We start from the raw sequence: 14,320 nt of genomic DNA, 5'->3' as shown, positions 1-14,320 counted from the left end.
GCTTGATGTGAGTTTCCATATATTCTAATGCTTTCCTAAAATTTTGCCGGTTGGCGGCTCACAAACTGGTATGTCAACAGTTAAGTGTTAATTACGGCTATTCTGGAGCATTTCTGCGGAGAGTAAATACCAAACTGACGTGATCCCGGCTATTTTCCCCCATCTAAAAGACACTCTTGCTCCTCACCACCCTTCTGTGACGATGCTTTGGCTTTAATCACCGCTTCTCTAAAGCCTAAAACTAATAAAATATTGGCAAGTGTTAAGAATAGTTCCGCAGAACCGTGCAGCCAATCAACATTTGCTAGTGACTCGTTGTAGGCAACTTTTGCGTAAATTGCGGCGGGAATCGTCACCGCTACAAAAACGAGAGTGCCGTAAAATCCCATCAGAGCTAAACGGGGTGTTTTTCTCGATCGAGTCAAAAACCAGAGAAATCCCAAGTATGGAAATAGAGACAGAACAAATAAAGTTTCTTTGGAAATCATTAGTAATTGGTGAGCGACCAGATACTATGATAAATTAAAAGCTCAAAAATTAGTGTGAATAATTTTTAACTTTTAATGTTTAGTTTTTAATATTTAATTAGACAGATGCACCCGTTTCTTTTGAACCGCTATAGAATCACCCAAGACCATAGCTCTTAACCCAAGCCGCAGCAGGTTGGCACTATCCAAAACCCCTCACCCACGCGGAGACAAAACCCGTAACTTTCCCCCTAACACCGTTTTTAGCATAACACCTTTTTCACCGTGCCAGTCTGTTAATTGTCCCTCACTCCAAAGCTACCCAGCAATTAGAAATAGAGACGGTTCCAAAGTTTTTTGTCTGCTAGGCATCAAGCAAGCATCGTTCAAAACCTCTAAATCCAAGCCGTTATTTCTATCTGCTGCCAGAATTTCCTTTAGCTTAGCATCAAAATCAAAACACGGCCCGCAATCCCAAACTTTGAGTTCCAATCGTCCGTTAAACACCGTAATTTCGAGTTGCACAGGAGTTTCTACTGGCAGATTTTTGTGAGCGTGGCGAACTGCATTACTGAAACCTTCAGCCAACGCCAACTGCAAGTTCAACCAAACTTCATTGGGGAGCGATAGATCTTTCAACTGCTCAAACCACAACAAAACTTGAGTTAAAGCATTCACATCTGTGTTCACTTGCAGGCTAATATGTTGAATACAAGTTTCATGCAGCTCTTCTTCCTGCTCTGTTTCAGGCTGCCAATCCCAGGTATTTAATAAATTCATTAACCCATCTAAAACGCTAGCTTTTTTTATATTTTGGGATTGATTGCGACCTTCTACTTCGTAAGTTTTACTCAGCGACAAACAATTTCGATTGTCGAGAGTCCGAGTGTAACTGATATCGTCTGCAATCTGCCACATGAGTTTGATTCCCCTGCCGCCTTCTGCAAGTTGATCTATGCTGTTCGACATCTATTTTCCTCCTCTGAAAGTATTAGCTGTACCCTATTTTCCCACCCGCCGAGACATTTGGTACTTTTTTTATACTTGCTGGCTCGGTATTATTTCGGGGATCATACAAAAATGCTATCTTTTTTAGAGAAGGCAGTGCATCAGCAATATGTCTTAAGAGTCTAAGCCAATTGGCTTATTTACCGATCGCCTGTACGGAGAAAGATCGCCCTCTGCAGCTAAATCCAACTCCATCGATTACCAATACTTATCCGTTGTCGGAGTCGGTCACTTGCCGCAGCCGTCGCCAGTTCCCGAATCACAGGCATTTAGCGCCTCCGGCCGTTCGCCGTTCGCTGCCACGGAGCCTTGATGTGCGGGCTTTCATCCCGAAGGCGTAAGTAATATCCGTGAGCGCGATCGAACCTTACACCGTCGAGTCGCATCCATCCACTAGACTAGGACTTACGCAAACAACCCAGTTTCTGCTCAGAATATTGGGTTTGACAGCGAGGAATTAATGAGGAAACCTGGTTTTTGGTCTCCCGCGCGTAAGTCCAGGAGACAAATCGGTGATGAAAGGCAGTTACAGAACTTACCCCGACTATGACCCAAATCAAACTCAAAATTCTGACTGCAGCGATAATGCTACTCCCATTTTGCGCCGCACTTCCCTTACAAGCTCAAAATCTGTCTCTAGTCAAGCGGCTGCTAGAAACCAGAGGATGTCCCGGATGTGACTTATTTGGCGCTTCCTTGAGCCGTGCAGATTTGTTTGGCGCTTCCTTGAGCCGCGCCACTCTCAGCAGGGCCGACTTAGTTGATGCCGACTTGACTGCGGCTGACTTAATGGAAGCTAATTTAAACAACGCCAACATGAGAAACGCCTTTTTGGCTGACGCCGACCTCCGCAAAGCCGACCTGAGCAGGGCAGACATCAGGGGAGCCAACTTAGAAAATGCCAACCTCAGCGAAAGTTTTTTGCGAGACGCATCCCTCCAGTTGGCTAACTTAAAATGCAGTAATTTGAGCGCCGCTAAACTAAGTAGAACCGACCTGAGAAATGCCGATTTAAGCGGTGCAAATCTTAGCGGTGCCGACCTCCAAGAAGCCGATTTAAGCGGTGCAAATCTCAGCGGTGCCGACCTTAGATCGGCCGACTTGAGGGATGCGAGATTGAACAAAGCTAATCTCACAGATGCCAATCTCTGCGGCGCCCGGATGCCGAACAAAAAAACATCTCGGCGAGGCTGCGAAGTTAAAAAAGAACAAGCTATAAGCACGAACAATTACTGCAATTATTGCTATGCCTTGAATGATTGGTGGCTGAATGTATTAAGGTTATACTAAGCGGTATCATCGGGATAACTGCTCCGCTTTAAATATGTACTGTTAGAAGTGCGAGCAGGCGGTACAGATATCAAACTTAACCTGTTACCGCCAATAGCTTTTATCTACTTTGAAGAACCTAAAAATTGGCTCAGTATTTGCAGATATTCTGCGCCCCCGATCTGTGCCACATTAGTGTGACCTCCGTCAGGAACTATGTACAACTGTTTGGGCTCCGGTGCTGCCTCAAACATTTTTTTGCTCATTTCCACTGGAACTACATTGTCAGCAGTCCCGTGAATAAACAGCACGGGCATTTGCAGGCGATCGACTTTTGAAAGAGAATCAAAACGCTGTGTTAGCAACAAATCTATGGGAAACATCCAAAACAGCCCTTTTTGGAAATTAACCATCGCCCGCGTCGAAGTAAAAGAGCCTTCTACGATTAACCCCGCCGCCTCCGGGTGACGCACAGCTAGGTCGATCGCGATCGCGCCTCCCAAAGAATGACCGTAGAGATAAATTTGATTCGGGTTAATCCCCCGCTGTTGCACCAAATAATCCCAAGCAAGTTGAGCATCCTCATAAACCTGAGATTCACTCGGAAAATCGCCCTGGCTTTTTCCATAACCACGATAATCCATCACAAATACCGACAAACCTAATCTATGAAATCGATAAGCGTGTTCGACATTTGCTCCCACATTTGAAGCATTGCCGTGCAGATACAAAACTACCCCCCCTAATCCCTTGTTAAGGGCGGGAACCGCAGCGATGGCCCGTTTGTCACTTTGGGGGGTACCCAGGAATGACTCCCCCTTTCTTGCTCCACCCCTTGCTAATGGGGGGCTGGGGGGATTTCCCGATGCAGGAATCCACCACCCGTGCACGCTGTCCACCGCGCCTGTTTTAGTTGGAATTGGCAACCAGACATCTTGATATTTCAACTGAAAATCATCTGGCGTAGTTTCGATCGCCCGCGCGGGAAAAAAGATAAACTTACCTTGTGCTACAAATAGGAATACACAAGCAGCAGAATAAGCAACGGCCAAAACTATCCCAAAAGCTATTAGCGATTTAGACAAAAGGAATACTAGCAACTTGTTCATAGATAGAGCACGCGGGAAATTAGAGATCGCTCAAAAGCTAATGGCAAATGATTAATTCAGACAATTAGCCAAGATCGATTACTAACTTCCGCCGCAGCATTCCGCCGATTTTCAAAAATTAATCCAATTCCGGGTGGTGTAAGTGCCAATTCGTAGACTGTTCGTAAGCGTGAGCCACTTGAAACAACCGAGATTCTTGCAAAACATTACCAATCAGTTGTATACCCACGGGCAGTCCTTTATCATCAAATCCGCAGGGCAAACTCAAAGCTGGCAAACCAGCAAGATTCACGGGAATAGTCATCAAATCTGACAAATACATACTCAGGGGGTCATTGAATTTTTCGCCTGCTTTAAATGCGGTAGTAGGAGCAGTGGGACAGACTAAAACATCAACTTGAGAAAAAGCTTTTTCAAAGTCTTCTTTAATCAAAGTCCGAACTTTTTGAGCTTTTAGATAATAGGCATCGTAATATCCAGCCGAGAGTACGTAAGTGCCGATCGCAATCCGGCGTTTAACTTCTGCACCGAACCCTTGAGAGCGAGTTTTGGCATACATATCCAAAAGATTATCGGGGTCTGGAGACCGGAAACCGTACTTGACTCCATCATATCGCGCCAAATTCGCCGAAGCTTCCGAGGGAGCAATGATATAGTAAGTGGGCAAACCGTAGCGGAACCGGGGACAAGAAATTACTTGAATTTCTGCTCCCAATTGTTGAAATTGTTCGATCGCCTTAGTAACGGCTTCTTTAACCCCCGATTCCAACCCTACACCAAAAGTTTCTTTAATTACACCAATTCTAATCTGACCCTTCGGTCGCAAACTGGGTCTCAAAGCTTGGGCATAGTCAGGAATTGGAACATTCAGACTCGTGGAATCTCTCGGATCGTAACCCGCGATCGCCCCCAACAAAATCGCCGCATCCTCAACAGTCCGGCCAAAGGGCCCGATTTGATCGAGAGAAGAAGCATAGGCGACCAAACCGTAGCGAGAAACCAATCCATAAGTCGGTTTCAGCCCCACCAAACCGCAAAAAGCAGCAGGTTGGCGGATTGAGCCCCCTGTATCCGAACCCAAACTCACGACACATTCTTCGGCGGCTACCGCTGCGGCAGAACCGCCAGAAGACCCTCCGGGCACGCGCTCCAAGTCCCAAGGATTCGCGGTAACTTGATAGGCAGAAGTTTCCGTCGAGCTCCCCATTGCAAACTCGTCCATATTCGCCTTACCCACAATCACCGCACCGGCTGCTTGGAGTTTGGAGACGACAGTGGCATCGTAGGGAGGAACAAAATTCTCCAAAATTCGAGAGGCGCAGGTTGTGGGAACGCCCTCGGTACACATATTATCTTTAACGGCGATCGGGATGCCGGCCAACAGGCCAATTTGCTCTCCGGCTGCGATTTGGGCATCCACTTTATGGGCCTGCGCCAATGCGCTGTCTGCCGTCACGCACAGAAAGCTTTTCAACTTCGGCTCTAGCTGGGTAATTCGGTCTAATGCTTCTTGAGTAATTTCCACAGCAGAGCGTTCTTTATTGACCAGTTGTCGGTGCAACTCGCGGATGGATGCCATGCTCGTACCTTTATCATTTCTACTTTGAGACAATACAGTTAATATAACTGGCAATTGTACCTGCTTACAGCCCGAGGGCAAAGTCGGCTATTTTTGTGGCGAAAGTTCCAGCCTCGAAGAGGGCTCCGCTAACGCGCGATCGGGCATTTTATCTACAATAGATTAAATTGCCCAAATCCCACCGAACACAAAATAGCGATCGAGTTTTTTACCTAATCTTTTAACAAATCAAAAAGGCAACTATATCACGACTGATGCAAAAAGTGGTTTGACGCGAGATTTATATGAGTAAGGGGTAAGGTGTGCAATGCGGCCCCTACATAATGTGGTTCTTCCTCCAAGAATGTGTATGCAAGATCACTCTCATTAGGAAATTAGTTCTTCCCAATTCAGTCATCTAAATTCTAAAATATTAGAACCCAGGTTCTCTTAGACGGCACCCCAAATTTATGGTATTAAAAAAAATCAAAGAATAAACTAATTCCAGATGGTGACTGCTTTATTCCGATAAATATACTCAGCTAATATTAAAAATTTACTTGATAAAGAATTACTACTTGGTGGAATTTAATTTATTTTGATAAACTGAAAGCAAAACATTAAAATCTAATTCTCAACGAGCTTATTAGCCTAAAAATTTTTATATAATAAAAATTAGCTAGACAATTAGGAGTAATAAAATATTAGATAATAGTTGATATTCCCCAATAATTAGGATTAGTTTACTAAGAGCGCTTTTTTAGTCAAAAGATAAATTCGGGGGGCAAGTTTCATCGGATACAGATTTTTTATTTCTCCGTCCTGAGTCTGCGAAGGAATGAACCAGGGGCTTGTATCCTGGATGCTTTCGGTCAAAAAGCCTGTCAGAAATCTGGGGTTGACAAAAAAGCTCGAAACGCTCACCGCCACGCCGAGGTCTCCTGTTGCACGCACCTGCAAAAAAACAGCAGTCCTTCCTCAAATGTGACTAGCTGCGTGCATCTGGGGTAAAAAAAGCTACTTAATTTGCCCGAACGATCCCCAGGAAAATAATTTCATCCGGAATTATCCCCAAAACCAAAGATATATGGTAAGAAGTTCCCGATGCCCCGTTGGAGGAATGCCACCTAAAGCTCACTTAGAATCCCACCTGACGGCAGAGGAACTCAAAATTCGCTACCGGCAGGCACAAAACACCACAGAGTCACGCCGCTGGCACTTGCTGCTCTTAGTTTCCAGAAATTGGACTATCAAACAAGCAGCCCAAGTCGTAGGCCTCAACTACGACTATGCCAAAGAAATTGTCCAGCGCTACAACCGAGAAGGGCCTAACTCTGTCAGGAACCGCAGCGGAGACCGCCAGCCCCCTCCTGCGAAATCCTTGCTGAATCCTGAACAGCAAGAAGAACTGCGACAAGCGCTGCAAGGCCCTGCCCCCGACGGCGGAGACTGGACAGGCCCCAAAGTTGCTCGCTGGATTGCCGAAAAAATCGGTAGCGATCATGTCTGGCCCCAACGCGGCTGGGATTACCTCAAGCGGTTGGGTGCTGACTGGCGACGGCGGCGCAAAAAGTAGATAGTTCGCAATATTTAAAGGGGGTTGATTGCTTTGGTGCGATCGCTCCCTTTATTTTGGTAATATTTTGCAATATTGGCGCGATCAAAACCATTTTAGATTTTAGATTTTAGATTTAAGATTTGTTCTCTTATCTAAAATCTAAAACTGTTTGACTGAAGTAACAATAGCTGCTTATATTGAATGTGGTGGTGTTAAGGATGTTAAAGATGCGAGATATCAGGTGTTTTTTGTCGATCGCCAACAAGATGGCGGCAGTAGTAGCCAGCATCGGATTGGTTCAGATGTTAACCATCGCAAGTTCATTCTCTCAATCATCTAACCCGCGTTCCCTAGACGAACTCTACAACATTCGCGATCGGCTGATCACCGAATTAGAACAACCCTCCTCTCCCTCCCCAGAACCAACCATCCTCTCCGGCTTAGTTCCCTTCGCAGCCAATCCTCAAGAACAGCTACTACAGCAGTTGCAAGCGGTGGAAGCTCAAATATTAGTAGAACAGAGGGCTAACGACAACTTACAGCAAGCAGTCCGTTTAGCCAACCGAGCCGTAGAAACAAAACTGCAGCAAAATAAGTCGATCGAATCTTCGCAGCAAACTCAATTTTTCTGGCATCAGGCCCTCAACAACTTGCAGGAAGTTCCTCAAAATTCATTTTTAGCTTCCCTCAGTGCCTCAAAAACTCAAGAATACCGGGAAAATTTAACAGCAGCAACCTTTCAAGTGCAGCAAGCAAAATCAGATTTTTTGGGTGCGCTTGCCCGGGAAAGCGGTTTGTCGGCTCAAGCTTCGATCGGTATTTGCAACCTTTCTAGAGAGTGCGTACACCTGCGGGGCGATGTGCCTCCTGTCAGTCCGGCCAGCTTAATTAAATTGCCGATTGCTGTCGCCCTGATGCAAAAAGTCGAAAAAGAAAAAATTAGTCTGAACCATGAAGTATTCGTCAATCGGGGTAATTTCACCGAAGACGCATCGGCAAAGATTACGTCCAATCGCAATTACCCGCTACAGCTACTGTTAGAAGAAATGATCTATCACAGCAGCAATATCGCCACCAATCAACTAATCGATTATTTGGGTTCGGATTACATCAATCAATATTTAGATAATAGCGGCTACGAAGTCACCCGCGTCAACTTCAAATTAATGGGGGAAAGAATTATGCCCTCCAACCCCGGTTCTGGTCGCAACCGCGTGACTGCTAACGAACTCACCGAAATGATGGTGCAAATTTACAACGGCGAAACACCCGGTGCTAAACTATTAATAGAAACTCTCAACCGCCAGTACGATCACGCTCTGGGATTTGCCGCATTGGAAGGAACGAAAGCTCAGTGGTTGGGGGAAAAAACAGGCCAAAATTCCTGGGTACTCGGCACAACTTTAGCGATGAGCATTGACGACGAAGCCTATGTGATTACTGTGATTGACAGCCGCAGCGGCGAGCTACAAATGCGCCAGTCTATTTCTAAAATTGCCGATTACATTGTCCGAAACCCCAGCTTTTAACCGCTGGAATATACAATTTATAGCGGGGGACAACGCACCGCCCAAACAGTTAAAAAATGCCGCATCAACAACTCAGTGTTTCCGTCAAAGGCAAAGGATTTCCTATTCTCTGCTTGCACGGCCATCCAGGTTCCGGCGATTGTATGTCCGTATTCACAGAACACTTATCAAAGCGGTTCCAGACGATCGCCCCAGACTTGCGCGGATACGGCAACAGCCGCACCTCAACTTTCTTTGAAATGACCGACCATCTGGTCGATTTAGAAGCACTATTAGACAAATTAGGAGTCGATCGGTGTTTGGTGATCGGATGGTCTTTGGGAGGGATTTTAGCGATGGAATTAGCCATGAAATATCCCCAGCGAGTCACCGGTTTGATTTTACTTGCATCCGCAGCAAAACCGCGAGGAAGTCACCCTCCCATCTCTTGGCAAGATAACCTTTACACCGGTTTAGCGGGAATTATCAATTGGGTGATACCCGGTTGGCAGTGGAATATTGATACTTTTGCTAGGCGATCGCTCTTTCGCTACTTGATACAGCAGCATACAGCCACCCCTTACCGCTACTTAGCACAGGCAGGTACCCCCGCCTACCTCAAGACTTCTAACACGGCCACCAAGGCATTAAATACCGCTCTCAGGGCAGGATACGATCGACTGATCCACCTCGGCGACATTCAATGTCCCAGCTTGGTGCTCGCCGGAGAGGCCGATCGGCACATCACCTCAGCATCCAGTTTAGAAACCGCCCGCCACCTCCACGATTGTCAGTGGCAGTGCTATCCAAATACCGCCCACTTGTTCCCTTGGGAAATTCCCGATCGGGTAGTTGCAGACATCGATCGTTGGATTGAGAGTCACCCCGAAGCAGTTGGCAATTGCGAGTGTTGAGTTGGGATTTTGTCACAAGCAATTTATCACCCAACACTCAACAGTTTTGAAGTTATAAATCACCACTCAAAACCGCACAGCGTTGCGATGGAAGCGTAGCCCTCTCAAAACTCAAAACTCCCCTGTTGCTACTGACCGCTCAAAACCGGCCACAGCCCTGCATCACCAAGCTTTCCCATATCTTCTGCAACCGTCAAAGTAATTGGTTTGCAGCGGTGAATCGAAACACTAACACCTTCTGCCCCTTCATTTTCTATGTCTTCTACATATCCTGCTTTTGCAGCTTCCGCCTCTCCATCGGTTAAGAACGGGCCAAAATAGTAAATGCACCGCGGCGCTGAAGTTTTAACTTCAACCCACCAAGCCAATCCGAAAAAGTTGAGCAAGCTAATCAAGAATTCTTTCATCTGCTTTTCTAATGTATTTGACGGTGTTTTCAGGGTGCTGCGAACACGCCTAGGCTTTTGTTATTTACACGTGGCTGACTGCTGCCAAGAACCGATCGAAACCTATTTAAATATATCTAAATAGATGGGTGTCGAATTCCTGTTTGAACCTAGGGGCTACGCCCCTTCTACTTTCGCCTGAACAAGTAACGACAGTCGATCGACTATCCTTACTTGTTCCGGGTGTGGTGCCACTCAATTCTGGGCGGCATCCACAATAAACTACTCTGTTGTGCTCTTTTTTTCAAGCACCTTTACGATCCGTGTACGTGAAACTTTTTGGGCCCGCGCTGACGGTAAATTTCGTATAAAGCCATCCCCGTTGCTACCGAGACATTCAGGCTAGGAGTATGGCCCCTTAAAGGAATTGAAACTAATCCGTCACATCCGCGCTGTATCAAAAGGCTCAAACCGTCAGCTTCACCACCCACCACTAAAACAGTGGGCCCGGAGAACTTGACTGTCTCTATAGATTGACCGACGCCTGCTGCAGTGCCATAAATCCAGAATCCAGCCTCTTTGAGTTCTTCCAGCGCCCGGTTAAGATTGACAACCCTCGCCACGGGCAGGCTTTCCAATGCCCCTGCTGCCACTTTTCTCACTGCCGAGGTAATCCCAACAGCCCGCCGCTGGGGAATCACCATGCCCTGAGATCCCAATGCTTCTGCGGTGCGAATGATCGCCCCTAGATTGTGCGGGTCGTTGAGTCCTTCTGCCACCACAATTACTGGATCTTCGCAAGCCGACTTAGCCTTTGCGATCAGTTCGCTCAAATCCAGGTATTCGTAAGCTGATACTTGGGCGGCTACGCCTTGGTGGTTTGCTTTGCGCGTGATGTAGTCGAGGCGCAAATCGTCAACTTCGTCAATAATGCTGCCGTTGGCTTTTGCTTCGGTTAGCAAGCTATGAAAGCGGGGATCGTAGCGCAGGTGCGGAACAACCCAGATCCGGTTGAGGACTTGGTTTGTTTCTAAAGCTGCTTGCACCGCATGGCGACCGTAAATCATGTCGTCTGTGTCTGCGTCTGGTTGCACGACTGTATTTGAGGCAGTGTCAACAGGGCGAGTGTCTCTGTCTTTGTCCCTGTCTCTGAAATGGTTGCCCCGGAATTCCTGCGGGCTATTGTCTTTGTCTCTGTCTTTGTAATAATTGCCCCTGGATTCCTGTGGGCTGCTGTCTCTGTCTCGGAAATTATTGCGGGCCCGCTGTGGGCTGCTGTCTCTGTCTCTGTCTCGGAAATTGTTGCGGGCCGGCTGGGGGCTGCTGTCTCTGTCTCTGTCTCGGAAACTGTTGCGGGCCGGCTGCGGGCTGCTATCTCTGTCTCTGTCTCGGAAACTGTTGCGGGCCGGCTGTGGGCTGCTGTCTCTGTCTTGGTAATAATTGCCCCTGGATTCCTGCGGACTGCTGTCTCTGTCTTTGAAATGATTATTTCTGCGAATTTCCGGTTGGCTGTCGGCATCGACTCTCCGTTTGAAAATTGCTCTCACGGGCATTTCTCGCGATTGCGGGGCGAAGGTCGATCGCTTTTGAGGCGCGTCTACTCCGCGAGTATCGGGACGGGGCTTGCGTTCAAAGCGGGGAGAGGATGGTTGTGAGTCCTGACGGCGGCCTTCGCTTTTGAATGGCTTGCTGTCGGAATTCGATCGCGAGGAGTTGGGTCTGGTAAATTTTCTCATTGGTTTCTTGTAGTCAAAACGTTTTGGCTGAAGGCTAGTCGATTGTAGATTGTAGATTTGAGATTCTTGATTGAGGGAGCAATCTTGGGGCTTTGAGATTTTAGATATTCTAGGGAGGGAGCAAGGATTTTGCTGTGTTCAAATTGCTAGTTAATAACTGATAAATCCTGTTTTGCCCATCAAGATTTTTGAGGTTTTATGTTGGCCGTGCAAGGATGGTTAATTAATCCCTCCTCATTCGCAACTCTTAACTGCTAAATCCTTTAAGTCTCAATATCTAAAAGTGCCAGAAGTTCGGTCAATCTTTCGGGATCGGTGAGATACAAATATCCGATCAAAGTTTCTAAGCTGCTGGCTTGTTGGTATATCTCTGGATCTGCTCGCTTAGAACGGCCCGCTGCAGCATTGCGGCCGCGCTTGACAATTGCTAATTCTGTACTGTTCAAGTAAGGAGAGAGCGATCGCAAGTGACGCGCTTGAGTTTCGGCTCGTACTTGCCCCACCACCAATTCGTGATAAGCTTGCAATCTTTTGGGTGGCACTAAGTACGAACTCCGAACGTAGAGTTCGTACACTGCATCTCCCAAATATGCCCAGGCTGCAGGCGAAATTCTTTCTATTTCTGCTGGTGTAGCCCTCGCAGGATGCACTCGATTTAAACTGATATCCGTCAGACTCAGTTTGAGTCCGTCATCTGCGATCGGCGACATACTTTTTTAAATAAAACTTCCGCACAGCTTGGTTTTTCTAGTTACTTACTTATTTCGTCTTTCGTCACTTCCGCAATTATAGCTTTTACAGGACTGTTCGCTCTCAGAGCACGAAGCGAGATATATAGGCAAAGCTTGGCGCGACGATCGCACTCCTAAAAAAGGCTTTTTACCAAATCGGGATGCTCTAATTTTTATACCATTTTTCCGCGTGTTTGCCACACATATTTTACTGCCCATCCACCGAAACTCTAAGCATCGGAGAAATAGCGGCTGGCGCGTGTCACAGCTTCTGGGTAAATTGGTATTGTTTTACCAGCAAAAAAATAAAAATTTGCTATCCAGCGTTTAGAACCGGATAGCTAATTTAATCCACTTTGGCGTCAAGCATCCTTGACGTTTTTTACCGCCTCATCAACCGAAGGCTGCAAAGACAAAAATTTCTCTAAGCGAACCAGTTTAACAGTCTGAGTTACGCGGGGATTTGAGACAATTTGCAATGTCCCTTCCAAGGTTTGGGCTTTTTTGACAAGTTGCACAAGTGCGCCCAAGCCTGAACTATCCACAAAGTCTATCTGAGACAAGTCCAAAATTACGTGTTTTGGGCCCTCGTCAATACATTTGCTTATTACCTTCCGAAAAGTGGCCTCAGAAAAAGCGTCCAGCAGGCCAGTCAAGCGAAATAACTGATAGTTATTCTTGACTTCGCGAGTGCCTCTGAGGCTAACGGTCAGGGTCAATGACTCAGGAATGACACCCTCCTAGCTAGATATGGCTTAAAGTCGAGGCTTCATTATAGGAGTTTTTTGGTCTTTTGTCTACAGTTTTTTAGTCATTAGTCATTAGTCATTGGTCATTAGTCAGAAGCGATCGACATAAACAGCCTCTGATGACTACTGACTAATGACTGCTGACTAAGGACTACTTACTGCTGGCTACTTTCTGATTGTCTCGCATTGACTGCACGAATCGATCGAATAAATAATCGGCGTCATGCGGGCCCGGACTGGCTTCTGGGTGGTACTGCACTGAAAACAGTGGCAGAGTTTTATGCTTCAATCCGGCTACGGTGCGATCGTTCAAATTGAGATGAGTAATTTCTACTTCAGGGGCTAGGGAATCGGGGTCGATCGCAAAACCATGATTTTGGCTAGTAATTTCTATTTGCTCAGTTAAACCCGCTGGATGATTCAATCCCCGATGGCCGAACTTCAGTTTAAAAGTTTCTGCACCCAAGGAAAGTCCCAAAATTTGGTGTCCCATGCAGATGCCGAATACGGGTTTGTCCGACTTTAACAAAGCTTTCGCAGTCGCGATCCCTTCCGTTACCGCCGCCGGATCTCCGGGGCCGTTGGACAGAAAAATACCGTCCGGGTTGTATTTGAGGATTTCCTCCGGCGACGTGTCAGCGGGGACAACGATGACCCGACACCCGTAACTCGCCAGACGCCGCAGGATGTTGCGCTTGATCCCAAAGTCTAGCGCTACCACCGTCCACATTTGGCCGTTAGCCGGTTTGACTGTGGGACTAAACTCCCAAACCGAGTCCGTGGCTTCAGACCACTCGTAAACCTCGCGAGTGGTGACTTCCTGAACCAGATTCAGCCCGTCCATGCTGGGGGCGTCTTGCACTAGCTCCAAAAGCTCTGCCTGGTCGAGAATCGTGGTCGAAATGCCGCCGTTGATCGCTCCCACCGTGCGAATTTTGCGAGTGAGGGCGCGGGTGTCGATCCCGTAAATTCCGGGGATATCGTACTGTTTTAGGTAGTCTTGCAGAGATTGCGAGCAGCGCCAGTTGCTGGGGCGGCTGCATACGTTCCGGGCGATCGCACCCCGAATTTGCGGGCGCGAGGATTCTTCGTCTTCAAGGTTTACCCCAGTATTGCCCAATTCTGGATAAGTAAAAGTTACAATTTGACCGCAATAGCTGGGATCAGTCAATACTTCTTGGTAGCCCGTCATTCCAGTATTAAATACTACCTCACCAACGACGGTGGCGTCAGCGCCAAACGACCAGCCGCGGTAAGCAGTACCGTCAGCCAGGACTAGGAGAGCGGGTTGTGCAGTTGAAAGTGACATGGCATCCTTAATTACTTT

General features: G+C 47.1%; 14 protein-coding genes. 5 read left to right on the top strand and 9 right to left on the bottom strand.

Annotated elements, in window-relative coordinates:
- Window positions 1-149: 149 nt before the first annotated feature.
- Entirely contained in the window at window positions 150-488 is a 339-nt protein-coding gene (locus QUA38_RS05330; RefSeq protein WP_333159852.1) for a DUF3593 domain-containing protein, read from the bottom strand.
- A gap of 297 nt (window positions 489-785) precedes the next feature.
- On the bottom strand, window positions 786-1,436 hold the full coding sequence (locus QUA38_RS05325; protein WP_333159850.1) for an ATP-binding protein: 651 nt from the start codon (window positions 1,434-1,436) through the stop codon (window positions 786-788).
- Between the two features lie 624 nt (window positions 1,437-2,060).
- On the opposite strand from QUA38_RS05325, the gene QUA38_RS05320 reads away from it, so the two are divergent.
- Window positions 2,061-2,765, top strand: coding sequence for a pentapeptide repeat-containing protein (locus QUA38_RS05320; RefSeq protein ID WP_333159848.1), 705 nt, complete (start codon window positions 2,061-2,063; stop codon window positions 2,763-2,765).
- 104 nt (window positions 2,766-2,869) lie between these two features.
- Here the strand turns inward: QUA38_RS05320 and QUA38_RS05315 are convergent, their stop codons facing one another.
- Together QUA38_RS05315 and gatA are read right to left on the bottom strand one after the other, a co-directional pair.
- Window positions 2,870-3,853, bottom strand: coding sequence for an alpha/beta fold hydrolase (locus QUA38_RS05315; protein ID WP_333159846.1), 984 nt, complete (start codon window positions 3,851-3,853; stop codon window positions 2,870-2,872).
- A 118-nt stretch (window positions 3,854-3,971) separates the two neighbouring features.
- Window positions 3,972-5,432 (bottom strand): Asp-tRNA(Asn)/Glu-tRNA(Gln) amidotransferase subunit GatA, encoded by a 1,461-nt coding sequence (gatA, locus tag QUA38_RS05310; RefSeq protein WP_333159874.1) that lies wholly within the window; start codon window positions 5,430-5,432, stop codon window positions 3,972-3,974.
- A 1,099-nt stretch (window positions 5,433-6,531) separates the two neighbouring features.
- Between gatA and QUA38_RS05305 the strand changes: the two genes are divergently transcribed.
- From QUA38_RS05305 to QUA38_RS05290, 4 genes are all read left to right on the top strand, one after another.
- Window positions 6,532-6,987: a helix-turn-helix domain-containing protein gene (locus tag QUA38_RS05305; protein WP_039886916.1), complete on the top strand. Its 456-nt coding sequence runs from the start codon at window positions 6,532-6,534 to the stop codon at window positions 6,985-6,987.
- A 151-nt stretch (window positions 6,988-7,138) separates the two neighbouring features.
- Window positions 7,139-7,309: a hypothetical protein gene (locus QUA38_RS05300; RefSeq protein ID WP_333159844.1), complete on the top strand. Its 171-nt coding sequence runs from the start codon at window positions 7,139-7,141 to the stop codon at window positions 7,307-7,309.
- Window positions 7,272-8,498 carry a serine hydrolase gene (locus tag QUA38_RS05295; protein ID WP_333159842.1) on the top strand — a complete coding sequence of 409 codons (1,227 nt, stop codon included), beginning with the start codon at window positions 7,272-7,274 and terminating at the stop codon, window positions 8,496-8,498. Before QUA38_RS05300 ends, QUA38_RS05295 begins: the two co-directional genes overlap by 38 nt.
- Window positions 8,499-8,554: 56 nt before the next feature.
- Window positions 8,555-9,391, top strand: a complete 837-nt coding sequence (locus QUA38_RS05290; RefSeq protein WP_333159840.1) for an alpha/beta hydrolase — start codon at window positions 8,555-8,557, stop codon at window positions 9,389-9,391.
- A 128-nt stretch (window positions 9,392-9,519) separates the two neighbouring features.
- Here QUA38_RS05290 and QUA38_RS05285 read toward each other — a convergent pair whose 3' ends face one another.
- The 5 genes from QUA38_RS05285 to carA all read right to left on the bottom strand — a co-directional run bounded on the left by QUA38_RS05285 (window position 9,520) and on the right by carA (window position 14,302).
- A complete protein-coding gene (locus QUA38_RS05285) occupies window positions 9,520-9,798 on the bottom strand; it encodes a DUF1816 domain-containing protein (RefSeq protein WP_333159838.1) in 279 nt (92 codons plus the stop codon).
- Window positions 9,799-10,091: 293 nt separating this feature from the next.
- The gene (rlmB, locus tag QUA38_RS05280) at window positions 10,092-11,513 is read right to left on the bottom strand and encodes a 23S rRNA (guanosine(2251)-2'-O)-methyltransferase RlmB (RefSeq protein ID WP_333159835.1); all 1,422 of its coding nucleotides are present in this window, start codon (window positions 11,511-11,513) and stop codon (window positions 10,092-10,094) included.
- Between the two features lie 263 nt (window positions 11,514-11,776).
- Window positions 11,777-12,223: a ribonuclease III domain-containing protein gene (locus QUA38_RS05275; RefSeq protein ID WP_333159833.1), complete on the bottom strand. Its 447-nt coding sequence runs from the start codon at window positions 12,221-12,223 to the stop codon at window positions 11,777-11,779.
- A gap of 383 nt (window positions 12,224-12,606) precedes the next feature.
- Window positions 12,607-12,963 (bottom strand): STAS domain-containing protein, encoded by a 357-nt coding sequence (locus tag QUA38_RS05270; protein ID WP_333037230.1) that lies wholly within the window; start codon window positions 12,961-12,963, stop codon window positions 12,607-12,609.
- A gap of 181 nt (window positions 12,964-13,144) precedes the next feature.
- On the bottom strand, window positions 13,145-14,302 hold the full coding sequence (carA, locus tag QUA38_RS05265; protein ID WP_333159831.1) for a glutamine-hydrolyzing carbamoyl-phosphate synthase small subunit: 1,158 nt from the start codon (window positions 14,300-14,302) through the stop codon (window positions 13,145-13,147).
- Window positions 14,303-14,320: the final 18 nt, after the last annotated feature.

It is taken from the genome of Microcoleus sp. Pol12B4 (genome assembly GCF_036701385.1).
GTDB lineage: Bacteria > Cyanobacteriota > Cyanobacteriia > Cyanobacteriales > Microcoleaceae > Microcoleus.
This window is presented reverse-complemented; position numbering and strand designations above follow the sequence as displayed.

Bases quoted from the DNA above. Each gene is read 5' to 3' on its own strand.
- QUA38_RS05330 (WP_333159852.1), bottom strand. From the start codon at position 488: ATGATTTCCAAAGAAACTTTATTTGTTCTGTCTCTATTTCCATACTTG.
- QUA38_RS05325 (WP_333159850.1), bottom strand. From the start codon at position 1,436: ATGTCGAACAGCATAGATCAACTTGCAGAAGGCGGCAGGGGAATCAAA.
- QUA38_RS05320 (WP_333159848.1), top strand. From the start codon at position 2,061: ATGCTACTCCCATTTTGCGCCGCACTTCCCTTACAAGCTCAAAATCTG.
- QUA38_RS05315 (WP_333159846.1), bottom strand. From the start codon at position 3,853: ATGAACAAGTTGCTAGTATTCCTTTTGTCTAAATCGCTAATAGCTTTT.
- gatA (WP_333159874.1), bottom strand. From the start codon at position 5,432: ATGGCATCCATCCGCGAGTTGCACCGACAACTGGTCAATAAAGAACGC.
- QUA38_RS05305 (WP_039886916.1), top strand. From the start codon at position 6,532: ATGCCACCTAAAGCTCACTTAGAATCCCACCTGACGGCAGAGGAACTC.
- QUA38_RS05295 (WP_333159842.1), top strand. From the start codon at position 7,272: ATGTTAACCATCGCAAGTTCATTCTCTCAATCATCTAACCCGCGTTCC.
- QUA38_RS05290 (WP_333159840.1), top strand. From the start codon at position 8,555: ATGCCGCATCAACAACTCAGTGTTTCCGTCAAAGGCAAAGGATTTCCT.
- QUA38_RS05285 (WP_333159838.1), bottom strand. From the start codon at position 9,798: ATGAAAGAATTCTTGATTAGCTTGCTCAACTTTTTCGGATTGGCTTGG.
- rlmB (WP_333159835.1), bottom strand. From the start codon at position 11,513: ATGAGAAAATTTACCAGACCCAACTCCTCGCGATCGAATTCCGACAGC.
- QUA38_RS05275 (WP_333159833.1), bottom strand. From the start codon at position 12,223: ATGTCGCCGATCGCAGATGACGGACTCAAACTGAGTCTGACGGATATC.
- carA (WP_333159831.1), bottom strand. From the start codon at position 14,302: ATGTCACTTTCAACTGCACAACCCGCTCTCCTAGTCCTGGCTGACGGT.